This window comes from Streptococcus sp. k-90 (assembly GCF_013277565.1).
In the GTDB taxonomy this organism is placed as follows: domain Bacteria; phylum Bacillota; class Bacilli; order Lactobacillales; family Streptococcaceae; genus Streptococcus.
Genome location: NZ_VMNE01000004.1, coordinates 80520 through 103567 on the forward strand (window position 1 = coordinate 80520; position 23048 = coordinate 103567).

Below are 23048 nucleotides of genomic sequence, written 5' to 3' on the forward strand. Positions count from 1 at the left end.
GATTTTCTCCTTACATTGATAGTATAACCCCTCCCCTTAGGTCAGAGTCAAGCGTTTTTGCGAAATTTTTAAAAATTTTTGAGAAAGCTGTGAAAACTTGAAAATGGTTTTCTTGACAGACCTTAGAAAACATGATAGGATAGTCAAGTCTATCAATCAAAAGAAACGCTCATCTTGAGTACTGATGAGGCTATTTGCCAAGGGCAGTAGCTTTTTCTTTTGTAACACTAATTTTAGGAGTTTAACTATGTCTGAAAAATCGCAATGGGGTTCTAAACTGGGCTTTATCCTAGCATCTGCTGGTTCAGCCATCGGACTTGGTGCCGTTTGGAAATTCCCCTACATGACTGCTGCTAATGGCGGTGGAGGCTTTTTACTGGTCTTTCTTATCTCCACTATTTTAATCGGTTTTCCCCTTTTACTAGCTGAATTTGCCCTCGGTCGAAGTGCTGGTGTCTCTGGGATTAAAACCTTTGGAAAACTGGGCAAGAATGGCAAGTACAACTTCATCGGTTGGATTGGTGCCTTTGCCCTCTTTATCCTCTTATCTTTCTACAGTGTTATTGGAGGATGGATTTTAGTCTATCTAGGCATTGAGTTTGGAAAATTGTTCCAACTTAGTGGAACAGGTGATTACGCTCAGTTATTTACTTCAATCATTTCAAATCCAGCCATTGCCCTAGGCGCACAAGCTGCCTTTATATTATTGAACATCTTTATTGTATCACGTGGTGTTCAAAAAGGGATTGAAAGAGCATCTAAGGTTATGATGCCCCTGCTCTTTATCATCTTTGTCGTCATCATCGGTCGTTCTCTCAGTTTGCCAAATGCCATGGAAGGGATTCTTTACTTCCTCAAACCAGACTTTTCAAAACTGACGAGCGCCGGTCTCCTCTATGCTCTGGGACAATCTTTCTTTGCCCTCTCACTAGGGGTTACAGCCATGCTGACCTATGCTTCCTACTTGGACAAGAAAACCAATCTGGTCCAATCAGGAATTTCCATTGTAGCCATGAATATCTCGGTATCTATCATGGCAGGTCTTGCCATTTTCCCAGCCATGTCAGCCTTCAATATCCAGTCTGAAGGGGGACCGAGCTTACTCTTTATCGTCTTGCCTCAGCTCTTTGACAAGATGCCTTTTGGAACTATTTTCTACATCCTCTTCCTCTTGCTCTTCCTCTTTGCGACGGTCACTTCTTCTGTCGTTATGCTAGAAATCAATGTGGGCAATATCACCGATCAGGACAACAGTAAGCGTGCCAAATGGAGTGCGATTTTAGGAATCTTGACCTTTGTCTTTGGAATTCCTTCAGCCCTTTCTTACGGTGTTATGGCAGATGTTCACATTTTTGGGAAGACCTTCTTTGACGCTATGGATTTCTTGGTTTCCAATCTCCTCATGCCATTTGGAGCTCTCTGCCTTTCACTCTTTACAGGCTACATCTTCAAAAAGGTTCTTGCCATGGAAGAACTACACCTTGATGAAACAACATGGAAACAGGGACTTTTCCAAGTCTGGCTCTTCCTTCTTCGTTTCGTCATTCCAATCATTATCATTGTGGTCTTTATCGCCCAATTTATGTAATCAAAAAGGACTTGAGTAGTGAACTCAGGCCCTTTCTTTGTTATGGATGGCTAACAATCAATTCTAATTCTTGTCCTTCCAGAGTCCAAGATTCAACATCACTTGGTAGGATAAAGTGGCTACCTTTTTGAATCGGATAGTTTTTCCCATCTACAGTAAGCTGACCTTGACCAGCTAAGACACTCAATAAGCTGTAATCAGCTGTCTTTTCGAATTCAACTTTCCCAGTAATTTCCCACTTGTAGACTGCGAAGAAGTCATTGGATACAAGGAGAGTTGAGCGTAAATCGTCGGCTTTGATAGTTACTGGACGGCTATTTGCAGGCTCTCCAATGTTCAAAACATCGATAGATTTTTCAAGGTGAAGTTCGCGCAAATTTCCCTTGTCATCCTTACGGTCAAAGTCATAGACGCGATAGGTGGTGTCACTAGATTGTTGGGTTTCAAGAATCAAGATACCTGCCCCGATAGCATGCATGGTGCCACTTGGTACATAGAAGAAATCCCCAGCCTTAACTGGTACTTTTGTCAATAAACTATCCCAGTTCTTGTCCTCGATTTGCTGGCGGAGTTCTTCTTTTGACTTTGCATTGTGACCATAGATAATCTCTGATCCTTCATCCGCAGCAATGATATACCAGCATTCTGTTTTTCCAAGTTCGCCCTCATGCTCTAGTCCATAAGTATCGTCTGGGTGAACTTGGACGCTGAGCCAGTCATTGGCATCGAGGATTTTTGTCAATAGCGGAAATACAGGTTCTGGACGATTGCCAAACAATTCACGGTGCTCTGCATATAAAGTAGCTAGATCTGTTCCTTCAAAACGACCATTGGCAACTTTAGAGACACCATTTGGATGAGCTGAGATAGCCCAGTATTCTCCGATTTTTTCACTTGGGATGTCGTATCCAAACTCATCGCGTAGCTTGGTTCCACCCCAGATTTTTTCTTGCATAACGGAATTTAAAAATAATGGTTCTGACATGTCGATCTCCTGTCTGATTTTTCTCCCTTCATTATAGCAAAAAAAGAGTTCCAGTTGAACTCTTTTTCATATCTTATAAAGTAGGGAGAAGATTTTATAAAAATAGTAAACAAATGTGCTCTACTCAATACTTGCACCATTGCTGGCAATGACATCCTTGTACCAGTAGAAGGACTTCTTCTTGCTCCGTTTGAGGCTTCCATGACCAGCATTATCTCTATCCACATAGATAAAGCCATAGCGCTTGTTCATTTCGCCTGTTCCAGCTGAAACCAGATCGATACAACCCCAAGTCGTATAACCAAGCAAGTCAACTCCATCTTGGTAAATGGCATCTCGCATAGTCTTGATATGAGCCTTTAAGTAAGCAATCCGATAGTCATCTGCTACATAACCATTCTCATCTGGCGTGTCCATAGCACCGAGTCCATTTTCTACGATAAACATTGGCTTTTGGTAACGATCCCAGATGGCATTGAGGGTGATACGAAGGCCAAGTGGGTCAATCTGCCATCCCCATTCTGAGGATTCAAGATAAGGATTTTTGATAGAGGCAAAGACATTCCCAGCAGTCAGATCCCTCACTTCTGGATCCCCTGAGGCCACTCGACTTGCATAGTAAGAGAAGGAAACAAAGTCAACAGTGTGATTCTTCAACAAATCCAAATCTTCTGGAGCCATTTCAACCTTAATTCCTTCACGTTCCCACTGCTTCTTAGCGTAATTTGGGTATTCCCCACGCGCTTGAACATCAATGAAGAAGTAACTCTTACGGTCTTCTTCCATAGTAGCCCAGTAGTCTCTCGGATGGGCTGTGTTAGGATAGTATTGCCCTGCAGCCAACATACATCCCACCTTGTTTTCTGGGTCAATTTCGTGGGCAAGCTTAGTCGCCATGGCCGAGGCCACCAATTCATGGTGGGCAGCTTGGTATTTAACCTGTTCTTGATTTTCTCCTTCTTCAAAACAGAGCCCAGCTCCCATAAAGGGTGCATGGAGAATCATGTTAATTTCGTTGAAGGTAAGCCAATATTTGACCAAACCCTTATAGCGGGTAAAGAGTGTGCGACAAAGTTTTTCATAGAAGTCTAACATCCGACGATTGCGCCATCCACCGTACTCTTCAATCAAGTGCATAGGACAGTCGAAATGCGTAATGGTTACCAGAGGTTGGATTCCATACTTATGACATTCCTTAAACAAATCCTCATAAAAGGCTAGACCAGCTTCATTTGGCTCGGTTTCGTCGCCCTTAGGAAAAATCCGAGTCCAAGCAATGGAAAGTCTATAAGTCTTAAAGCCCATTTCTGCAAAAAGAGCGATATCTTCCTTGTAATGATGGTACATATCAATAGCTTCTTTTGCTGGGTAAAAATAGCCCTCCTCAAACGAGAACATCTTTTTCTGACCTATGATTATGGCTTCACGGTCTGGTCCAATGGGTACCACATCAACGTTAGCAAGACCTCGATCATCTAGATTATAAGCCCCCTCACATTGATTAGCTGCCGTAGCACCACCCCAAAGGAAGCCCTCTGGAAATTGTAGTATTTCTGTCATCACTTTACCTCATTTGATTTGATAGTTCTATTATACTAAAAAGAAAACAAAAAATTTGGAACTATCTGGGTAATGATGTCCTGAGCTGGCTTTTACGTTTGAATAAAAAATAAGCAAGAGTTTGAGAGTTTTGCTATAAAAATGTAAACTATCACAGTCTTGTGATAAGAAAAAGACCGGATTGCTCCGATCTTTCAATAGTTCATATTCTCACATTCTGTTTTAAGAATAGTTAAGATTATCTTCAAATGACTAAGCGTCCTATTTCATACGATAAAAATCAATCACTAGACCAGCAGGTCCTTTAACTAATAAGGACTCTGTTCCCCAATCGGTTACAGTTGGACCGTTTAAAACCTGGATACCAAGTTCTTTCAACCGTTGGTAGTTCTGATCTACATTCTCAACCTCAATGTGAAGAATGATTCCTGACTGAAAGTTTTCCAAAGGAACCAAATGATTTTGGGACAACATCAGACAGTGACTGCCAATCGTAAACTGAGCAAAACCATCATCAGCATAATCTGCCTTTTTATCCAAGATATGCTCCAAATCAGCACAGACTTGGGGAACATCTGAAACGATAATATCTAATTGATTTAAATTCATTTACTATTCTCCATAAAAAGACCGGATTGCTCCGATCTTTTCAAGTTTCTCTCTATGAAAATCAAAGAATAAACAAGGCATCAAACCGCAGGCAGTACTGGAGTACGGCAAGGTGAAGATAACGCAGTTTACATTTGATTTTCGACGAGAGAAATTATTTAATTGCGCGTGATTGCAAACCTTCTTCTTCCAAGAAGAGACGGAATGGTACGAGTTCTTCTGCTTCGTATTTTTCCTTGAAGGCTTTGATAGCTTCTTCTGAGTGAAGTTTTGGATCCAATTCAAGTACTTCTACTGGAAGTGGACGGTGGTGAGTGATGCGAGCATCGATAACAACAGTTTTACCTTCTTTGTTCAATTTAACAGCTTCTGCAACAACTGCATCGATGTCTTCGATACGGTCAACTGTAAATCCAACAGCTCCTTGAGCTTCAGCGATTTTCGCATAGTCAGCATTAGGGAAGTCACAACCAAACAAGTGTTTGTTTGTGTCTTCGTATTTGTCCTTGATGAAGGCATATTTACCATTTGAGAAGACAACGTTGATAACTGGAAGGTCGTATTGAACGTTTGTGATAACGTCTGGGTAGCACATGTTGAATGCACCGTCACCCATGATGTTCCATACTTGGCGATCTGGATTGTCTTTCTTAGCAGCGATACCACCAGGAAGGGCAATACCCATTGTCGCAAAGAGTGGAGATGTACGCCACATGTTCTTAGGTGTCATGTGAAGGTGACGAGTAGATGTTTGAGTAGTGTCACCTACGTCGATTGAGTAGATAGCGTCTTGATCAGCATGTTTGTTGATTGCATTGTAAACTTGATACAATTGCAATTCACCCTCAGTTTTACCTTCGAGTTTGTCCATGTAATCACGCCAGTTTTGGTTGTTCTTAACGTTTGCACGCCACCATGGAGTAGATTCAACTGGGTTCACTTTGTCAAGGATAGCTTGTGCTGCTTGACCTGCGTCACCAAGGATTGAAGCGTCAAGGGCGTGACGTTTACCAAGTTTGTAAGGGTCAATATCGACTTGGATGAATTTTTCAGTGTTTTTGAATGCTTCGTATACTTCAGCAAATGGGAAGTTTGAACCAAGGAAAAGAACTGTGTCTGCTTCAAAGACCACTTCGTTGGCTGGTTTCCAACCAACACGGTAAGCAGAACCTGTCAAACCTTCGTAGTTCCATTCGAAAGCTTCGAAGTTTTTACCAGTAGTGATGATTGGTGCTTTGATTTTACGTGACAATTCAGTGATTACTTCACCAGCTTTAACACCACCGTAACCAGCATAGATAACTGGACGTTCAGCATTGTTCAAGATTTCAACAGCTTTGTCGATTTCAACTTCGTTCAAAGCAGGAGCGATAAATGAACGCTCGTATGAACCTGATCCATAGTATGAGTTTTCATCGATTTCTTGGAAACCGAAGTTTACTGGAATTTCAACAACAGCTGGACCTTTTTTAGAAACTGCAGCACGGCAAGCTTCGTCGATTACTTTTGGCAATTGCTCAGCGTAAGCTACACGTTTGTTGTATACAGCGATACCGTTGTACATTGGGTTTTGGTTCAATTCTTGGAAGGCATCCATGTTGAGTTCGTTAACTGGACGTGATCCAAGGATCGCTAGGAATGGAGTGTTATCCATAGCTGCATCGTAAACACCGTTAATCAAGTGAGTCGCACCTGGACCACCTGAACCAACTGCAACCCCGATTGAGCCGCCGAATTTAGCTTGCATAACCGCTGCAAGAGCACCTGTTTCTTCGTGGCGAACTTGCAAGAAGCGGATATCTTTGTCTTCAGCCAAAGCGTCCATCAATGAGCTGAGTGTTCCTGATGGGATACCGTAGATTGTGTCTACGCCCCATGTTTTCAATACGTTGAGCATTGCTGCAGATGCAGTAATTTTCCCTTGAGTCATAATGATAACTCTCCTTCAAATATTTTTAAATCTACTAAAAAAGTTTCGTATACTTTTTTGAAAACGTTTCAGCAAATTTTTACTCTACTAATTTACCACATTTAGTTCGACTTTACTAAGAATCTGCTCACAAGTTCTTATTATCTATTACAGTACAGTTTGAAAACGTTTTTAGATTCTGTTTTATAATAAAAAGCGAGCAAGCTCGCTTTTAATCTATTTTACTAAAGTTTAACAGAAGGGAACTGGTCAGAACAGATACTGAACTAAAGGCCATAGCTAGACCTGCCAGTTCTGGGTTGAGGGCCAGTCCAACACCTGAAAAGACTCCTGCTGCTATCGGAATTCCAACGACATTGTAGATAAAGGCCCAGAAAAGATTGAGCAGAATTCGATTAAAGGTTTTCTTACTCATGTCAAAGGCACGAACCACTCCTAGGAGGTTATTAGTTGTCAACACCAAATCTGCTGACTCGATAGCAATATCTGTTCCAGCTCCCATAGCAATCCCCACATCTGCTACACTGAGGGCAGGAGCGTCATTGATGCCATCACCAACAAAGGCTACTTTTCCAGCCGCTTGTAGTTTATGGATTTCGTTGGCTTTTTCTTCTGGCAAGACACCTGCAATGACCTCTTCGATTCCGATCTGATCGGCAATGGCACGCGCCACACCTGCATTGTCTCCTGTCAGCATGACAGTTTTAAGTCCACGTTTTTTCAGCTGGCTGATAGCTAGCTTTGCATTTTCCTTGGGAATATCTTGCAGAGCAAGCAAGCCTTTGATTTCATTCTCAACAGCCAAGAAAACAACTGTCTTAGCCTCTTTTTCCAGTTCTTCTAGTTTTTCTTGATAAATACTAGAAATATCCATGCCATCCAGTATTTTAGCATTTCCAAGCAGAACTTGTTTTCCATTGATTTGCCCTGAGACACCTTTTCCGTGCAAGGCTTGGAAATTTTCAACAGTTTGTAACTCAAGTCCAACTTCACTCGCTCGTTTCACAACGGCTTCAGCCAGTGGGTGTTGAGAAGCTTCTTCCAAGGAGGCTGCCAATCCAAGCACTTCTACTTCGTCGCCGATGATATCTGTTACCACAGGCTTCCCTTCCGTCAAAGTCCCAGTCTTATCAAAGACAAGAGTTTGGACTTTCTGGATTTCCTGTAGAACCATTCCATTTTTGAGTAGAACTCCCATCTTGGCACTGCGTCCTGTCCCTACCATAAGGGCTGTCGGTGTTGCGAGCCCCAAGGCACAAGGGCAGGCGATAATCAAAACCGCCACTCCGTAGAGAAGAGAGGACACAAAGCTAGCTCCAAGCACGACTACACTATCTCTCAACAAGACAAACCAAACCCAAAAGGTCACAATCCCTAAAATGACAACTGCTGGAACAAAAATCCCTGAAACTTTATCAGTCAAGTCCTGAATCGGAGCACGACTTGTCTGAGCTTTCTTCACAAAATCCACAATCTGAGCCAAAACAGTCTCTGAACCAACTTTTTCTGCTCTAAAAACAAGTGTTCCACTATTATTGATGGTTGAACCAATGACGGTATCTCCAACTGTCTTGTCCACAGGCAGACTCTCACCTGTCACCATAGACTCATCAATACTAGAGATACCTTCTACTACGACACCATCAACAGCAATCTTTTCACCGGGACGCACTCGAATCAGATCACCTACCTTGACTTGTTCCAAAGGAACTTGAACATAGCGATCCTCACGCAAGACTTCTGCTGTTTTAGCCTGCAAGTCCAGCAATTTCTCCACAGCTTGGGAAGTATTTTTCCGCATTTTCTCCTCAAAAACGGCTCCCAGAAGAACGAAGAAGAAGATAAATGCAGCACTTTCAAAGTAAACGGGGAGACCAGCGAAGAGGGCAACTAAGCTATAGAAATAGGCCACTAGGGTTCCCAGAGCAACCAAGGTATCCATGTTGGCATTGTGCTTTTTAAAACTAGCCCAAGCACTTTGGATATAAGGACCACCTGCTACTAGCATAATCGGTGTTGTGGCTAAAAAGGTGCCCCAACGCATGACTTGGTGACTAATTCCTCCTGTAGACATCCCAATCATGAGAATCACAAGAGGCACAGTAAAGATACTAGTAATCCAAAAACGCTGTAAAAGTGATAGAGATTTTCGAGTCTTCTCAACTACGGTATAACTCCCCTTTTGCATCTTCATGCCACAAGAAAATTCATGTTGACCTAATTCTTGAGGTGTAAATCGAATGACTTTCTCCTCATCTACGCCGATTGGTTCCAAGATGCCTTCTTCTTCAAATAGAATTTCCTTATAACAGTTTGAAGGTGTCACACGGTGAAAGGTGATCTCAGCAGGAACTCCTTTTTGCAGTTGAATGTGGGCTGGATGGTAGCCTTTGTCTGCCGTGATACGGATTTTTTGAACACCATTTTCAAGACTTGCTTTTACAATTTCAGTCATATCATTCTCCTATTCTACAATCATCTTGCCGTGCATCATATTCATGCCACAAGAGAAACCATACTCTCCAGCCTGCTCAGGCGTGATTTCCACTACATACTCTTCACCCATTGGCAGGTCCGCATGTACACCAAAGTCTGGAAAAACAATTTGGTCCAAACAGGGCGAAGGGTCCTTACGGTCAAAGACAATGCGGGCTGGCACTGATTTCTTGAGGATAATCAACTCAGGCGTATAGCCCCCCATGACCTCCACTCGAATCTCTTGGTAGCCGTTTTTTTGCTGGGCCTTTTGTCCAGATTTTTCAGGCTTTTTGAAAAACCAAAACAAGATAAACGCGATAAGGGCAATACAAATAATGGTTACAATACTATTTAACATGACGTCTCCTTTACATACAATTACATTTTACTTTTGTTACAGCGCTTGATTTCTTCTCAGAAATCACAGCTTCCAAGTCTTCCAAGTCAGCCTGAGTAAAATCACATTCGGCAATCAAATCAGCCAACAAGTTCTTAATCCTACGAGAACAAACCTTGTCTTTGATATCTTGGACAAGTAAATCCCGACTTTGGTCCAGAGTTAATAGGGCTGAATAGACAAAGAACTTGCCTTCTTTTTTCCGAGTCAGACACTCTTTCTCAACCAGACGAGCCAAAAGAGTTTGAATGGTTGACTTGGACCAGTCGAACCGCTCCGCCAGAACCCTGATCAAATCCGTACTGGTCTGCTCTCCTTGCATCCAAATAATCTTCATGACCTGCCATTCTGCATCTGAAATCTGCATTAGCACACCTCCTAAATCTACATTTGTCAATTACAGTTATTAGTATACTCTTAAAATCTACATTTGTCAACCATAAAATTTATCTTTTCTTTGAAAAATTGAATTTTAACCATACGATAAAGGATTTTCAGTCAAATCTTACTATATAAACTATAAAAATATGCTATACTAAAGAAAAAAAGAAAACAACCACTAGGGGTGCGTAAAGCTGAGATTAACGACTGTTAGACCCTTTGACTCAATCTAGGTAATGCTAGCTGATGGAAGTGGAAATGATAATGGGGACTAGCAGTCTTCTATTGCCTTTCTAAAACAGACTAGCTTGTTCTTAAGAATACAAACTTCAGTTGGTTGGGAGGTTTTAGATGACTTATTTACCCGTTGCTTTGACCATTGCAGGGACTGACCCTAGTGGCGGTGCTGGCATTATGGCTGACTTAAAGTCGTTCCAAGCTAGAGATGTCTATGGAATGGCCGTTGTGACCAGTCTTGTCGCTCAAAATACCAGAGGTGTTCAGCTAATCGAGCACGTTTCTCCTCAAATGTTGAAATCCCAATTGGAGAGTGTCTTTTCGGATATCCCACCTCAGGCTGTAAAAACTGGCATGTTGGCAACTACTGAAATTATGGAAATCATCCAGCCCTATCTTAAAAAGCTAGATTGTCCCTACGTCCTTGACCCTGTTATGGTCGCTACTAGTGGAGACACTCTGATTGATACCAGTGCCAGAACCTACCTAAAAACAAACCTGCTTCCACTTGCAACCATCATCACACCCAATCTTCCTGAGGCAGAAGAGATTGTTGGTTTTTCAATCCATGACCCCGAAGACATGCAGCGTGCTGGTCGCCTGATTTTAAAAGAATTTGGTCCTCAGTCGGTGGTCATCAAAGGTGGCCATCTCGAAGGTGGTGCTAAGGATTTCCTTTTTACCAAGGATGAGCAATTTGTCTGGGAAAGTCCACGAATTCAAACCTGTCATACACATGGTACTGGATGTACCTTTGCTGCTGTGATTACGGCTGAACTAGCCAAGGGGAAAACCCTCTATCAAGCAGTCGATAAGGCCAAGGCCTTTATCACAAAAGCCATTCAAGATGCCCCTCAACTCGGTCATGGTTCTGGTCCAGTCAACCATACAAGTTTTAAAGATTAAAAAAACTCTCTAGTTCCCACTTTAAGGGAATTAGAGAGTTTTTATACTTTTCGAAAATCTTTTCAAACTATGTCAGCTTTATCTGCAACCTCAAAGCTGTGTTTTGAGCAACCTGCAGCTAGCTTCCTAGTTTGCTCTTTGATTTTCATTGAGTATTAATTAGAAAATAATGTCATCCAACTTTGTTAAAAAGGCTTGCGTTTTTGCCTCTATATCTTCTGCCTGCATCAAATCACGTACGACAGCTACACCAGCTATACCTGTGCCGATAAGTTGGTCAATATTCTCTGACGTCAAGCCGCCAATGGCAACTACTGGAATAGCGACCCTTTGGCAAATTGTTTTCAAGGTTGAAATCAGGGTGATAGGCGCATTTTCCTTGGTCGTAGTCGGGAAAATGGCTCCTGTCCCCAAGTAATCTGCTCCCCCTTCTTCTGCCTCGAGGGCTCTTTTTACAGTTTTAGCTGTGACACCAAGTATTTTGTCAGGGCCCAAGACTTGTCTGGCAACCGGAACTGGTAGTTCATCGTCTCCGATATGCAGACCTGCAGCATCAACTGCAAGACAGACATCCAAACGATCATCGATGATCAGGGGGATCTGATAGGCATCTGTTATTTCCTTGACTTGTTTTGCCAGTTGATAATATTGATTGGTTGTGAGATTTTTTTCTCGCAATTGGACTATGGTAACCCCTGAGCGGCAAGCCGTCTCAATCTTTTCAAGAAAACTTTGCAAGGAATCTTGGTAGCGATTGGTTACCAGATATAGTCTAAGTGCTTCTCTATTCATAAACCTCTCCTTTGATAGCATCTAGCCAGTTTTCATCTCTTTTGAGGAGTGAAATCTGATTGAGTACTTGGTAACGAAATTCTTCCAATCCCATTCCTTGAACAACTATTCTCTCAGCGGAGATATTGAGATAAGAAACCGCTAGGCAAGAAGCTTCAAAGGCAGTTTTTCCTTGGCTGAGAAAAACGGCTGCCAAGGCTCCAACTAGGTCTCCTGTCCCTGTTATCCAATCCAATTCTTCACAGCCATTCTCCAATACAGCAACCTGATTCTCTGAAACGATGAGATCCTTGGGGCCAGTAACTAAGAATGACATGCCTGGATAGGTCTGACACCAATCTTTCAAGACTTGAAGTAAATCCTCAGTTTCTTGATCTTTAGCACTGGCATCGACCCCAACGCCGTGGTGTTTTAAGCCAACAAGACTTCTGATTTCCGACATATTTCCTTTAAGAACCGTAGGTCTATAGTCTAAAAGGTCTTTAACTAAGCTCTTACGAATGGATGAAGCTGTTACGCCAACAGCATCTACTACCATTGGGAGACCAGCTTGAGCTGCATAAGAAGCTGCTATACGGATTGCTTTTTCCTTCTCAACTGACAAATGCCCCAAATTGATGAAGAGTGCCTGGCTTTGCTTAGTAAAATCAAGAACCTCACGGGAATCATCTGCCATAACTGGTTTACATCCCAGAGCCAAAATCCCATTTGCCAGCATTTCACAAGAAATCTCATTGGTAATACAGTGAATGAGGGAAGTCGTTTCTATAGGAAAAGGATTTGTCAATGCCTGCATCAGTCTATCCTTTCAACAAAGAAATATCCCTGCACTTTTTTAAAGAATTCCTGCTTGATTAAAAATCGAAAGGCAATAAAGGAAATCGCTGTACCAATCAAGGTTGCTCCGAAAAATCGAGGAGTGTAGATAAACCAGCTAAGCTTAGCAGCTGATCCTGTAAAAAGTACCATAACAGGATAGGAAACAATAGAACCAATAATACCTGTTCCCAAAATTTCTCCCAAGGCAGAAAAATAAAATTTTCTACCATACTTATAAAAGAGACCTGCAAGGAGGGCTCCAAAAGTCGCTCCTGTGAGAGCTAAAGGCGGAATCCCTTGAGTCGTCATACGGATAAAGGCTGTGACTGTAGCCATAACCAAAGCATAAACAGGTCCCATCATGATTCCTGCTAGAATATTGACTACACTGGACATCGGTGCCATTCCCTCAATCCGAAAGATAGGCGTAAGGACTACATCAAGGGCAATCATCATGGATAAAATGGTTAATTTGTGAACTTGCAATTGGTGCTTTCTCATGTTTCTACTCTTCTCCTGTTTCTAAAGACTGTAAATCACTCTTCCATGTCTGGTGTTGGTAGGCCATTTGCCAAAACTTGGCTTCCATGTGAACACTGATGTGGAAGGCATCTAGCATTTTTTTCTTGTCTGTCTCATCACTTTCGCGATAGAGTTGATTGACCAGCGCTCCCTCCTCTCTGATCTGTTGCTCTAACTCATCCGTAATATAAGTTTCAATCCATTGTTGATAGAGAGGATCTGGTGATGGTTTAATATTAAGTGATTTGCCTATATCATGGTATAACCAAGGACAAGGCAGCAAACTTGCAAAGGCAATGCCCAAGTTTGGCTCTGCAAATTGCCGATAAATGTGAGAAATGTAATGATAGCAGGTTGGAGCGATTGGATGTTGCTCCATTTCCTGATCGCTGATTTCCAATTCCTTGAAAAATTGTTGTCGGATAAATAACTCACCCTCCACTAGACTCTGAGCATTTTGTTTCAAGAGTCTTTTCATCTCTTGGTTTGAAGTCTTATCAGCCAAAAGGTGATAGATTTCTGAGAAGGCCTTCAGATAGTAGGCATCCTGAATCAGGTAATAGCGGAAAATGGACGGGTCTAAATTTCCCTCTTGTAATTGTAAAATAAAGGGATGATGAAAAGAAGCCTGCCAAGCTTCCTTGGATAATTCCATCGCAATATCTGTAAATTCCATAATAACTCCTTTATAAAAATAGACTGGTTTGAAGCAATAAAAAGAAAAGCAGGTAGATGAATATTGTCCTTTTAGGAATATAAAAAGTCCGATAGCTATTCTTCAACTGTGCATGTTCGTCATATCCATGCGCCGACAGAGCTCTCAGATAAAGATGACGCCACCTAAAGACTGTCATCAGAACCTTGCTGTAAATTAAGGGAGACCAAACATGCAGTTCTTGACCACGTAATAGACAAGCTTCTTTGAGGGACTTGATTTCTTGCTGAATAAGGGGGAAGGAATTGAATACCACAATCAAGGCATAGGCCCAAGAGCGTGATAACCCCTTTTGAGCCAAGTACAAGAGAAGCTCTTTTAAGGAAATAGAGGAAACAAAGACAAGGCCTATACAAACTGTAACGAAAGCCCTCGTTCCGAGCATGACTGCCTGCGAAGCATCCCCATGTAACTGAACTGCCCAGTAGTTGGCCAAAGATGGCAAAATGGCGAGTAGAATCATCCAAGCTAACATCTTAAATCGACGATAATAGAGCATAAAGAGAATACAAAATGCTACTACCGAAAGATTAAGAGCAATCGAAGGAATGAAAGATGTTTCCAAGGATAAAATCAGCAAGAAGAGACTGATAATCGGTGTCTGGGTTGCTACTTTGACCATACTATCTCACCTCCCCTTGAGCATTGCTACTCTGAGATGTGAGTGGTTTGGTAATTGTCACTTCTTTCACATGACTGAGCCCCTGACTAGCCATCTCAATCCAATAATCGACCACAGAAATCAAGGGATCTAAACGATGGCTAATGATTAGAAAACTTCTTCCTTGATTTCTATCCTCCACAATCCACTGACAAAAATAGTCACAAGCTCTATCATCCAAACTTGCAAAAGGTTCATCTAGCAATATCACAGAAGCCTTGCTAGTCAAGATGGTCAAGAGCTGAAGAATCTTTTGCTGGCCACCACTTAATTGATAGGGACTCTTATCGAGCGCCTGCTCCAGATCAAAATACCGTAAAGCTTGGAAAATTCGCTGATTTCTTTCAGAATCAGGTCCATCTAATTGAAGTTCCTCTCGCAAACTGGCTCGAATAAACTGCTTCTCAGCCTCCTGAACAACACCTGTCAGATCACGGTACAAACTCTTTTTCTTTTTCAGAACCGAACCCTTCCAAGTAATGCGCCCATTATACTTTTGAAATTGAAGAATAGACCGAAATAGGGTTGATTTCCCGACACCATTGTCACCCAAGATACAGGAAATTCCTTGGTAAACTGTAAAATCCGCAATTGAAAAGAGGAGACGATTATCCAGCTCACAAGTCGTTCTATCCATATGGAATAGTTCTGGGCTAGAAGCAACTTCCTTTGAAGCAACCTGTGTCATCTCAGAGGTAGGGATTTGAAATACTTCCCTTAGTTGTCCGTCTCTTAGCTCCACCATGTGGTCGATATAGGCTTCATAGTCCGTTAAATCATGGTCGCACAAAATAACTGTCTTACCATCAGAGACCAACTCTTTTAGAATCTCCAATATCTCTATCCTGCTCTTGCGGTCAATAGAAGCAAAAGGCTCATCCAAAAGATAGACCCTAGGATTCATAGCAAAGAGAACTGCCAGTGCAGCCTTTTGCTTTTCTCCACCTGATAAGTGATGGATGGGACGGTGCAAGATATTCTCGCAGCGACATTGCTGGACAACCTCTGCTATTTTAGAATCAATTTCCTGAACGGGATGGCCGATATTCTCCAGGGTAAAAATCAGCTCCTCAAACAAGTTCTCCATGGTAAATTGATGATTGGGATTTTGAAAGAGAATACCAACCGTCTGGACACGTTCGATGATAGAAAGCTGACTGACCTCGCTCCCATTTATCAGGACTTGACCGCTATAGGGAAGAGAACTGACTTGGGCAATCATTTGAAAGAGACTAGATTTTCCTGAACCGCTGCTTCCAACTAACAAGGTAAAGGCTTGCGCATGAAAAGTAAAATCAATCGGCTCAGAGAAGATTGGGGACTGAATCGCTCGTAGTTCCAGCCCCATCTATGCCTTGCCCCCAGTTGCAAACTGATGATAAAGTTTGACAATGGCACGAACCAAGATAGTACAGAAGAAAAAGACGGAAATAAAGCGCACTACAAGCAAGGAAAGGACAAAAGGAAGGGAGAAGGCGTAGTAACCTAACTTAATGTACTCATAGACAAAGCTAACAAGCGTAATCCCAATACTATTGGCAGTTAGAGAGAGCCAACTTTCATAGCGATTCTTGGTTACGATAAAACCAAGTTCACTTCCCAAACCTTGAACCAAGCCAGACAAAAGGGCACCTAGACCGAATTGGCTACCATAAAGGACTTCAGCAAGCGCAGCTAGCACTTCTCCAATCGTTGCGCTTCCCACTCTTGGAACAAAGATGGCAGCAATGGGCGCAGCCATACACCAGAGACCAAAGAGGATTTCATTGGCAAAGGCCTGCAAACCAAGAGGGGCTAAAATCAGAGTGAGGATATCAAACAGATAGCCGGATCCTACAAAAACGCCACCAAAAAAGATAGACAAGAAAGCAAGTAAAATAACATCTTTTAACTGCCATTTTTTCAACATAAAAAACTCCTTTTTTAAAGAAAAGTGGGGCATTCAAGGTGAGCTACCTAAATGCTTTGTATCGCCTTCATCCAGCTTATATAAACAAAAAAACTCCAATTACAATCAAGAATTAGAGTTTAGCTTACAAGATTAGACAGTTCTTTTCGACATACGAAAAAAACATTTCACATTTCCCTTCGACAGTCTTAACTGTATCAGGTTCAATGGGTATCATCTCAGCCTAAAGCACCCCAAATGTCTTTATTATTTAATTATATAATTATTTTAACAAATGATTTATTCTAGTTCAAGAAATTGAACTGGAAATACAGCCTTGCACTCACAAAGATAGTAAGTCTTTCGTTTGCAAAAAACAAATGTCTTGTTTGATAGATTAGGCATTTGAGCTAAATCTAGGCATAGCTTTTTAGAAAAGGGAAACTTCCACTGACTTAGAATCCAAGGATAGATACCTATTGCTCACTCATTTCCCGAACAGTTTTTTCTATATTTTTTGAATACGATATTGCTGAAATGATTGAAACACCATCCATATTGGTCTTCATAATGTCTTTAATATGTTTCGTCTGTATGCCACCAATTGCAACTAAGGGAATTTGTGGCAATAGTTTTCTCATCAATTTAAGACCTTCATAACCTATAGCACCACCAGCATCATCTTTTGACTGGGTATCAAATACAGGACCAACACCAACATAATCTACATATTCAACTTTTGATTGTTGAAATTCTTTCTCGTTTTTTATAGAAAGACCAATTATTTTAGCTGGCATCAATTTTCTAATTTCATCAACTCCAAGGTCATCCTGTCCTACATGTACGCCATCAGCATCTATTTCTAATGCTAACTCAATATCGTCATTAACGATAAACGGAACATTGTATTTTTTACAAAGATCCTGTAGTTTAATTGCTAAGTCGACTTTTTCTTTACCTTCTAAGGCTCCCTTACCTTTTTCACGAAATTGAAATAAGGTTATACCACCTTTTAAGGCTTCCTCAACGACTCTATATAGATCTTTTCCCTGGCAAGTAGTCGTTCCACAAATAAAATATAGTTTTAGTAATTCTTTATGAAACATCTTACTTCACTCTTTTGAATTCCTTTACATCTTCGTCTGTAATCTCGTATAAGGCATTTATAAATTCAACTTTAAATGTTCCAGGAAGATGTCCATTTGGACGTTTTTCTGCCATTTCTCCAGCGATATTGTAAACCAACATTGCTGTTTCTAATGATTTCAATTCTTGACCTTTTTCTAGTCCGATAAAGCTTGCTACTACAGCACCTAATAAGCATCCTGTCCCAATAACTTTTGGCATCATGGCACTACCATTATGAATCGTTACCACTTCTCCATTTACCGCAATAGCATCCACTTCACCTGTTACTATTATAGGAATATTGAACTTCTCATTTGCTGCTAGAGCAATTTCATCAATATTATCTACACCAGCACTATCTACTCCTTTAGATGCCACATTTATCCCTACTAAAGAGGCAATCTCGCCAGCATTTCCTCTAATCGCGGCTAGTTTGTAATTGTTAATTAGATCATCTGCTACTTTTTTTCTATATTCTCCCGCTCCACAGGCTACAGGATCTAAAACTGCTGGGACATTATATTTCTCTGCAATTTTCAGAGCAGCTTGGTATAATTTCCAATTTTCATCTGTCAATGTTCCTATATTTATTAATAAACCTCCAGCATACTTTAACAAATCCTCTAAATCTGCAGGAAACTCACTCATGGCTGGTGATGCACCCAGTGCTACTAATCCATTTGCTGTGAAATTTTTTACTACATCATTGGTGATGCAAATGACCAAAGGTGCTTTTTGTTTTAATAATTTTAAACTTGTCATATTGAAATCCTTCCTTTTCACTTTATACGATCTACTGATTTCGACTTATCTCTATCTTTCGTTAAGAAATTTTTTTCATTTACATTGAATGATTTACCTCATCAAATTTGTAAATATCCTAAACCTTCTCTAGGCGTCATAACCAATATCAAAAAAGGCTAATTCCAAACCAACTGCTTGATTCCAGCGTTGCTGAAGTTCTGTCAAATCTTCTCTACCTTTCCCAACACGATTGAGTTCGTCAACCAGAAATTGAACCCACTCTGCAAAGAAAGGACCTCTGTGGAGATTGATCCATTCCGAATGAATATAGGCTTCAGGTAGAGCCAAATCTTTAGAACCCCAGTCTAAATAGAGACCTTCTGCAATGACCAGCATGACCAAAAGATGGGCATAATCTGATGAAGCCACTGCCGAATACATAAGCTGCTGAAAGGCTTTTGTTACAGGATGCAAGGTCACTTCCAGATAGTTATTCTCAGATACTTTTAACTCTTTGAAAGCCTTTTGGAAATAACCGTCTTCGTCTGCTTCAAGAAAACCTAGTTGCTTGGCAAAACGAAGTTTGGATTCAAGCTGGTCTGCGTGGGCTACACAGGAACCCAGCATGGATAAGAAGGCATCAAAGAAGTGATAATCTTGAATCAGGTAATCCTTTAAGACCTTATTCTCAATTGTACCTGCAAAAAGTTCCTTGACAAAACGATGATTGATTGCAGCCTGCCAATCCTTCTGACTGCTTTTTAATAATTCTCCAACAGTCAAACCTGGCTCAAATGCATATTCTCGTGTTTCCATATTTATTTTTCCTCTCTTTACTCGTTCGTAATCAACAAAACACCAAGAAAATCCTAGTTTTACTTGACCTTTTTAAAGAAAATCAAGGGCGTTCAAGAAGAGCTACCTAAATACTTTGTATCGCCTCCATCCAGCTTATATAAACAAAAAACTCCAATTACAATCAAGAATTAGAGTTTAGCTTACAAGATTAGACCGTTTATTTCGACATACGAAAAAACGTTTCACATTTCCCTTCGCCAGTCTTAACTGTAGCAGGTTCAATGGGTATCATCTCAGCCTAAAGCACCCCAAATGTCTTTATTATTTAATTACTGCACCAGTATAGCAAAAAATGAAAACCCTAGCAAGATATTTGATTAGAAAATATATTTATATAGATTTTGATACGATTTCCCTTTATTAAAACGTTTAAAACACAAACAAAAACCTCCACATCAAGTGGAGGCAATCTCTTTTATTAATACAATTTTAAGTCACGAGGATCAACTGGGAAGGTTGGGTTATATGGGTTGTGACGGAGTTTGAAGTGTTTGACATCTTCAATGGTCTGAGTTCCAGACAACTGCATGACTGTCTTCAATTCTGCATTCAAGTGTTCAAAGACTTGACGCACACCAACACTACCACCGAGAGCCAAACCATAGATGACAGGGCGACCAATAGCTACCAAGTCTGCTCCTGAAGCCAAGGCTTTAAAGACGTGTTGACCGCGACGAACACCAGAATCAAAGACAATTGGCACACGTTTGTCAACTGCTTCAGCTACTTCTTGAAGTGAGTCGAAGGCAGCTGGTCCACCGTCGATTTGACGACCACCGTGGTTGGTTACCCAGATACCAGAAGCTCCCGAAGCAAGCGAACGTTCAACGTCCTCACGGCATTGTGGTCCCTTGACATACACAGGAAGTCCTGAGTATTCAGCGATAAATTCTACATCACGTGGAGACAAGCGTTGTTTAGCTGATTTGTAAACAAAGTCCATTGATTTTCCAGCACCTTCTGGTAGGTATTCTTCAACAATCGGCATGCCAACTGGGAAGACAAAACCATTGCGCTTATCCACCTCACGATTGCCCCCTACAGTAGCATCTGCCGTCAAGACAATCGCTTTATAACCTTCAGCCTTCACACGGTCCATGATATGGCGGTTGATACCGTCATCCTTACTAAAGTAAAATTGGAACCAGTGAGGTGTCCCTTGAAGGGCTTCTGTAATTTCTGGAAGATCTACAGTAGAGTAAGAGCTAGTTGTATAAAGAGAACCGAACTCATGCACACCACGCGCAGTCGCCACTTCACCCTGTTCATTTGCCAACTTATGAGCTGCAACAGGCGCCATAATGATTGGTGAAGACAGTTTTTCACCTGCAAATTCAATCTCTGTACTTGGATTTTCAACATCACAAAGCGTATGAGGAACGATGAGTTTGTGGTTAAAGGCACGGATGTTCTCTCTTAAAGTGAAAGTATCTTCCGCCCCACTAGCGATATAGCCAAATGCTGCTTTAGGAATAACTTGTTGTGCCATTGGCTCCAAATCATAGGTATTGATGAAATCTACATGACCTTCTGCATTGCTTGTTTTGTATGACATAAAATGCCCTCCTTAATAAGTAAGCGTTTACTTTGTATATTACAAAGATATTTTAACTCTTTTTTCAAAATTTTTCAAATATTTTGTTTGGAAATTTCAGAAACTTTATTTCTATGATAAAAAATCCTTATAAGGTCAATAAAAAATACATATTATCCAAAGGAGATTTTAAGTGCTACAATAACTGTATTATTTCTAGATGGGAGGTTCTATTTTTGGATTGGTCCATTGTTGAACAATATCTACCACTATATCAAAAGGCATTTCTTCTTACCTTGCATATTGCAGTTTGGGGGATTCTGGGATCCTTTCTGCTCGGTTTAATCGTTAGTATCATCCGGCATTACCGCATCCCTGTTTTGGCGCAAATAGCAACAGCCTACATTGAATTGTCACGCAACACGCCCCTTTTGATTCAACTCTTCTTTCTCTATTTCGGACTTCCCCGAATAGGGATTGTCCTATCTTCAGAAGTCTGTGCAACGCTAGGACTGGTCTTTTTAGGAGGTTCCTATATGTCAGAATCTTTCCGAAGTGGGCTGGAAGCCGTCAGTCAAACCCAGCAGGAGATTGGATTAGCTATCGGTCTGACACCTATACAGGTCTTTCGCTATGTGGTTCTTCCGCAAGCAACAGCGGTGGCTCTACCGTCCTTTAGTGCCAATGTTATTTTCCTCATCAAGGAAACCTCTGTTTTCTCAGCAGTGGCTTTGGCCGACCTCATGTACGTCGCCAAGGACTTGATTGGGCTCTACTATGAGACAGACATTGCGCTAGCTATGTTGGTAGGTGCTTACCTGATCATGCTTCTCCCCATCTCACTGGTCTTTAGCTGGATAGAAAGGAGGCTACGCCATGCAGGATTCGGGAATCCAAGTACTCTTTCAGGGAAATAATCTACTGAGAATCATACAGGGACTGGGCGTTACCATTGGGATATCCATCCTGTCTGTCCTCTTATCCATGATATTCGGAACGGTCATGGGAATGATCATGACCTCTCATTCTAGAATCGTACGATTTTTAACACGATTGTATCTGGAATTTATCCGTATCATGCCCCAGCTGGTGCTACTCTTCATCGTTTATTTCGGCTTAGCTCGAAACTTTAATATCAATATCTCAGGTGAGACTTCTGCTATTATTGTTTTCACCCTCTGGGGAACAGCTGAGATGGGGGACTTGGTTCGTGGAGCTATCACTTCCCTCCCCAAGCATCAGTTTGAAAGTGGACAGGCACTTGGCTTAACTAAAGTGCAACTCTACTACCACATTATCATCCCTCAAGTCTTGAGAAGACTGCTGCCACAAGCCATAAACCTTGTTACTCGGATGATTAAAACCACTTCCTTGGTTGTCTTGATTGGGGTTGTTGAAGTGACCAAGGTTGGACAACAAATCATCGATAGCAATCGCCTGACTATCCCAACCGCTTCCTTTTGGATTTATGGAACCATTCTGGTCTTGTATTTCGCAGTCTGCTTCCCTATTTCCAAACTATCTACTCACTTAGAAAAACATTGGAGGAACTAAATGTCTGAAACTATCTTAGAAATCAAGGAACTAAAAAAATCCTTCGGAGACAATCCCATCCTCCAAGGACTTTCTCTAGATATCAAAAAGGGAGAAGTTGTGGTTATTCTTGGGCCATCTGGTTGTGGGAAAAGTACCCTCCTTCGTTGTCTCAATGGCTTAGAAAGTATTCAAGGTGGAGATATTCTTCTGGATGGTCAGTCTATCGTTGAAAATAAAAAAGATTTTCACCTAGTTCGCCAAAAGATTGGCATGGTCTTTCAAAGTTATGAACTCTTTCCCCATCTGGATGTCCTACAAAACCTCATCCTAGGTCCTATCAAGGCTCAAGGAAGAGACAAGAAGGAAGTAACTGAAGAAGCTCTGCAACTACTGGAACGTGTTGGTTTGCTAAATAAACAACATAGCTTTGCACGTCAATTGTCTGGTGGACAAAAGCAACGGGTTGCAATTGTCCGTGCCCTTCTCATGCATCCAGAAATTATCCTCTTTGACGAAGTGACTGCTTCACTGGATCCAGAAATGGTACGCGAGGTTCTGGAACTCATCAATGATTTGGCTCAAGAAGGTCGCACCATGATTTTAGTAACCCATGAAATGCAGTTTGCCCAAGCTATTGCCGATCGGATTATCTTCCTCGACCAAGGAAAAATCGCTGAAGAAGGAACGGCTCAAGACTTCTTCACCAATCCGAAAACCAAACGTACACAGGAATTTTTAAACATCTTTGACTTTAGCCAATTTGGCTCATATCTATAAAGG

General features: G+C 41.3%; 23 protein-coding genes and 3 riboswitches. Of the genes, 5 read left to right on the forward strand and 18 right to left on the reverse strand.

From position 1 onward, the window contains the following. The first annotated feature begins 247 nt into the window (after nucleotides 1–247). Nucleotides 248–1588 (forward strand): sodium-dependent transporter, encoded by a 1341-nt coding sequence (locus HT734_RS01655; RefSeq protein WP_173278203.1) that lies wholly within the window; start codon nucleotides 248–250, stop codon nucleotides 1586–1588. Nucleotides 1589–1628: 40 nt separating this feature from the next. Here HT734_RS01655 and manA read toward each other — a convergent pair whose 3' ends face one another. The 7 genes from manA to HT734_RS01690 all read right to left on the reverse strand — a co-directional run bounded on the left by manA (nucleotide 1629) and on the right by HT734_RS01690 (nucleotide 9914). After that, the gene (gene manA / locus HT734_RS01660; RefSeq protein WP_001294273.1) at nucleotides 1629–2573 is read right to left on the reverse strand and encodes a mannose-6-phosphate isomerase, class I; all 945 of its coding nucleotides are present in this window, start codon (nucleotides 2571–2573) and stop codon (nucleotides 1629–1631) included. 120 nt (nucleotides 2574–2693) lie between these two features. Beyond that, nucleotides 2694–4133, reverse strand: a complete 1440-nt coding sequence (locus tag HT734_RS01665; RefSeq protein WP_000136071.1) for a 6-phospho-beta-glucosidase — start codon at nucleotides 4131–4133, stop codon at nucleotides 2694–2696. Nucleotides 4134–4394: 261 nt separating this feature from the next. Next, entirely contained in the window at nucleotides 4395–4742 is a 348-nt protein-coding gene (locus tag HT734_RS01670) for a VOC family protein (protein WP_173278201.1), read from the reverse strand. Between the two features lie 154 nt (nucleotides 4743–4896). After that, on the reverse strand, nucleotides 4897–6672 hold the full coding sequence (gene spxB, locus HT734_RS01675; protein WP_061759194.1) for a pyruvate oxidase: 1776 nt from the start codon (nucleotides 6670–6672) through the stop codon (nucleotides 4897–4899). Nucleotides 6673–6883: 211 nt separating this feature from the next. Beyond that, complete coding sequence (locus tag HT734_RS01680; RefSeq protein WP_061759193.1) at nucleotides 6884–9127, reverse strand: heavy metal translocating P-type ATPase; 2244 nt, start codon at nucleotides 9125–9127, stop codon at nucleotides 6884–6886. A 9-nt stretch (nucleotides 9128–9136) separates the two neighbouring features. Then, nucleotides 9137–9508 carry a cupredoxin domain-containing protein gene (locus tag HT734_RS01685; RefSeq protein WP_000935061.1) on the reverse strand — a complete coding sequence of 124 codons (372 nt, stop codon included), beginning with the start codon at nucleotides 9506–9508 and terminating at the stop codon, nucleotides 9137–9139. Between the two features lie 10 nt (nucleotides 9509–9518). Further along, the gene (locus HT734_RS01690) at nucleotides 9519–9914 is read right to left on the reverse strand and encodes a CopY/TcrY family copper transport repressor (protein WP_001167198.1); all 396 of its coding nucleotides are present in this window, start codon (nucleotides 9912–9914) and stop codon (nucleotides 9519–9521) included. Nucleotides 9915–10098: 184 nt separating this feature from the next. Next, nucleotides 10099–10196, forward strand: a riboswitch (TPP riboswitch). Between the two features lie 83 nt (nucleotides 10197–10279). Here HT734_RS01690 and thiD point away from each other — a divergent pair. Further along, complete coding sequence (gene thiD, locus HT734_RS01695) at nucleotides 10280–11071, forward strand: bifunctional hydroxymethylpyrimidine kinase/phosphomethylpyrimidine kinase (RefSeq protein WP_061759192.1); 792 nt, start codon at nucleotides 10280–10282, stop codon at nucleotides 11069–11071. Between the two features lie 159 nt (nucleotides 11072–11230). Here the strand turns inward: thiD and thiE (HT734_RS01700) are convergent, their stop codons facing one another. From thiE (HT734_RS01700) to lctO, 11 genes are all read right to left on the reverse strand, one after another. Beyond that, nucleotides 11231–11863 (reverse strand): thiamine phosphate synthase, encoded by a 633-nt coding sequence (gene thiE, locus HT734_RS01700; protein ID WP_061759191.1) that lies wholly within the window; start codon nucleotides 11861–11863, stop codon nucleotides 11231–11233. Continuing rightward, nucleotides 11856–12659, reverse strand: coding sequence for a hydroxyethylthiazole kinase (locus HT734_RS01705; protein ID WP_061759190.1), 804 nt, complete (start codon nucleotides 12657–12659; stop codon nucleotides 11856–11858). Before HT734_RS01705 ends, thiE (HT734_RS01700) begins: the two co-directional genes overlap by 8 nt. After that, nucleotides 12659–13183: an energy coupling factor transporter S component ThiW gene (gene thiW / locus HT734_RS01710; protein ID WP_061759189.1), complete on the reverse strand. Its 525-nt coding sequence runs from the start codon at nucleotides 13181–13183 to the stop codon at nucleotides 12659–12661. Before thiW ends, HT734_RS01705 begins: the two co-directional genes overlap by 1 nt. 4 nt (nucleotides 13184–13187) lie before the next feature. Beyond that, the gene (gene tenA / locus HT734_RS01715) at nucleotides 13188–13880 is read right to left on the reverse strand and encodes a thiaminase II (protein WP_153225966.1); all 693 of its coding nucleotides are present in this window, start codon (nucleotides 13878–13880) and stop codon (nucleotides 13188–13190) included. Between the two features lie 10 nt (nucleotides 13881–13890). Next, on the reverse strand, nucleotides 13891–14541 hold the full coding sequence (locus tag HT734_RS01720) for an energy-coupling factor transporter transmembrane component T (RefSeq protein ID WP_061759187.1): 651 nt from the start codon (nucleotides 14539–14541) through the stop codon (nucleotides 13891–13893). Nucleotide 14542: 1 nt separating this feature from the next. After that, nucleotides 14543–15928 carry an ABC transporter ATP-binding protein gene (locus HT734_RS01725; RefSeq protein WP_173278199.1) on the reverse strand — a complete coding sequence of 462 codons (1386 nt, stop codon included), beginning with the start codon at nucleotides 15926–15928 and terminating at the stop codon, nucleotides 14543–14545. Continuing rightward, nucleotides 15929–16489: an ECF transporter S component gene (locus HT734_RS01730; RefSeq protein ID WP_049497440.1), complete on the reverse strand. Its 561-nt coding sequence runs from the start codon at nucleotides 16487–16489 to the stop codon at nucleotides 15929–15931. It lies immediately after the preceding gene. Between the two features lie 157 nt (nucleotides 16490–16646). Continuing rightward, a riboswitch (TPP riboswitch) is annotated at nucleotides 16647–16735 on the reverse strand. Nucleotides 16736–16944: 209 nt separating this feature from the next. Next, nucleotides 16945–17574, reverse strand: coding sequence for a thiamine phosphate synthase (gene thiE / locus HT734_RS01735; protein ID WP_153225968.1), 630 nt, complete (start codon nucleotides 17572–17574; stop codon nucleotides 16945–16947). A 1-nt stretch (nucleotide 17575) separates the two neighbouring features. Beyond that, nucleotides 17576–18358 (reverse strand): hydroxyethylthiazole kinase, encoded by a 783-nt coding sequence (thiM, locus tag HT734_RS01740; protein ID WP_173278197.1) that lies wholly within the window; start codon nucleotides 18356–18358, stop codon nucleotides 17576–17578. Between the two features lie 129 nt (nucleotides 18359–18487). Continuing rightward, on the reverse strand, nucleotides 18488–19156 hold the full coding sequence (locus tag HT734_RS01745) for a TenA family protein (RefSeq protein ID WP_173278196.1): 669 nt from the start codon (nucleotides 19154–19156) through the stop codon (nucleotides 18488–18490). A gap of 214 nt (nucleotides 19157–19370) precedes the next feature. Continuing rightward, nucleotides 19371–19459, reverse strand: a riboswitch (TPP riboswitch). 157 nt (nucleotides 19460–19616) lie between these two features. Continuing rightward, nucleotides 19617–20753 carry an L-lactate oxidase gene (gene lctO, locus HT734_RS01750; protein ID WP_173278194.1) on the reverse strand — a complete coding sequence of 379 codons (1137 nt, stop codon included), beginning with the start codon at nucleotides 20751–20753 and terminating at the stop codon, nucleotides 19617–19619. A 215-nt stretch (nucleotides 20754–20968) separates the two neighbouring features. Here lctO and HT734_RS01755 point away from each other — a divergent pair, with 215 nt between their 5' ends. From HT734_RS01755 to HT734_RS01765, 3 genes are read left to right on the forward strand one after another with little or no spacing between them, the layout of a single operon-like run. Further along, a complete protein-coding gene (locus HT734_RS01755) occupies nucleotides 20969–21649 on the forward strand; it encodes an amino acid ABC transporter permease (RefSeq protein ID WP_173278192.1) in 681 nt (226 codons plus the stop codon). Continuing rightward, nucleotides 21609–22286: an amino acid ABC transporter permease gene (locus HT734_RS01760; RefSeq protein WP_173278190.1), complete on the forward strand. Its 678-nt coding sequence runs from the start codon at nucleotides 21609–21611 to the stop codon at nucleotides 22284–22286. The genes HT734_RS01755 and HT734_RS01760 overlap by 41 nt, the downstream gene beginning before the upstream one ends. Next, nucleotides 22287–23045 carry an amino acid ABC transporter ATP-binding protein gene (locus HT734_RS01765; RefSeq protein ID WP_173278189.1) on the forward strand — a complete coding sequence of 253 codons (759 nt, stop codon included), beginning with the start codon at nucleotides 22287–22289 and terminating at the stop codon, nucleotides 23043–23045. Nucleotides 23046–23048 lie beyond the last annotated feature (3 nt).

What these genes read in the sequence shown, in the direction of transcription:
- HT734_RS01720 (WP_061759187.1), bottom strand. Translation starts at nt 14,541, where the DNA reads ATGGTCAAAGTAGCAACCCAGACACCGATTATCAGTCTCTTCTTGCTG.
- HT734_RS01705 (WP_061759190.1), bottom strand. Translation starts at nt 12,659, where the DNA reads ATGCAGGCATTGACAAATCCTTTTCCTATAGAAACGACTTCCCTCATT.
- thiE (WP_153225968.1), bottom strand. Translation starts at nt 17,574, where the DNA reads ATGTTTCATAAAGAATTACTAAAACTATATTTTATTTGTGGAACGACT.
- HT734_RS01670 (WP_173278201.1), bottom strand. Translation starts at nt 4,742, where the DNA reads ATGAATTTAAATCAATTAGATATTATCGTTTCAGATGTTCCCCAAGTC.
- thiD (WP_061759192.1), top strand. Translation starts at nt 10,280, where the DNA reads ATGACTTATTTACCCGTTGCTTTGACCATTGCAGGGACTGACCCTAGT.
- thiM (WP_173278197.1), bottom strand. Translation starts at nt 18,358, where the DNA reads ATGACAAGTTTAAAATTATTAAAACAAAAAGCACCTTTGGTCATTTGC.
- HT734_RS01730 (WP_049497440.1), bottom strand. Translation starts at nt 16,489, where the DNA reads ATGTTGAAAAAATGGCAGTTAAAAGATGTTATTTTACTTGCTTTCTTG.
- tenA (WP_153225966.1), bottom strand. Translation starts at nt 13,880, where the DNA reads ATGGAATTTACAGATATTGCGATGGAATTATCCAAGGAAGCTTGGCAG.
- thiE (WP_061759191.1), bottom strand. Translation starts at nt 11,863, where the DNA reads ATGAATAGAGAAGCACTTAGACTATATCTGGTAACCAATCGCTACCAA.
- thiW (WP_061759189.1), bottom strand. Translation starts at nt 13,183, where the DNA reads ATGAGAAAGCACCAATTGCAAGTTCACAAATTAACCATTTTATCCATG.
- HT734_RS01745 (WP_173278196.1), bottom strand. Translation starts at nt 19,156, where the DNA reads ATGGAAACACGAGAATATGCATTTGAGCCAGGTTTGACTGTTGGAGAA.
- spxB (WP_061759194.1), bottom strand. Translation starts at nt 6,672, where the DNA reads ATGACTCAAGGGAAAATTACTGCATCTGCAGCAATGCTCAACGTATTG.
- HT734_RS01655 (WP_173278203.1), top strand. Translation starts at nt 248, where the DNA reads ATGTCTGAAAAATCGCAATGGGGTTCTAAACTGGGCTTTATCCTAGCA.
- HT734_RS01765 (WP_173278189.1), top strand. Translation starts at nt 22,287, where the DNA reads ATGTCTGAAACTATCTTAGAAATCAAGGAACTAAAAAAATCCTTCGGA.
- HT734_RS01725 (WP_173278199.1), bottom strand. Translation starts at nt 15,928, where the DNA reads ATGGGGCTGGAACTACGAGCGATTCAGTCCCCAATCTTCTCTGAGCCG.
- HT734_RS01760 (WP_173278190.1), top strand. Translation starts at nt 21,609, where the DNA reads ATGCAGGATTCGGGAATCCAAGTACTCTTTCAGGGAAATAATCTACTG.
- HT734_RS01665 (WP_000136071.1), bottom strand. Translation starts at nt 4,133, where the DNA reads ATGACAGAAATACTACAATTTCCAGAGGGCTTCCTTTGGGGTGGTGCT.
- lctO (WP_173278194.1), bottom strand. Translation starts at nt 20,753, where the DNA reads ATGTCATACAAAACAAGCAATGCAGAAGGTCATGTAGATTTCATCAAT.
- manA (WP_001294273.1), bottom strand. Translation starts at nt 2,573, where the DNA reads ATGTCAGAACCATTATTTTTAAATTCCGTTATGCAAGAAAAAATCTGG.
- HT734_RS01680 (WP_061759193.1), bottom strand. Translation starts at nt 9,127, where the DNA reads ATGACTGAAATTGTAAAAGCAAGTCTTGAAAATGGTGTTCAAAAAATC.
- HT734_RS01685 (WP_000935061.1), bottom strand. Translation starts at nt 9,508, where the DNA reads ATGTTAAATAGTATTGTAACCATTATTTGTATTGCCCTTATCGCGTTT.
- HT734_RS01690 (WP_001167198.1), bottom strand. Translation starts at nt 9,914, where the DNA reads ATGCAGATTTCAGATGCAGAATGGCAGGTCATGAAGATTATTTGGATG.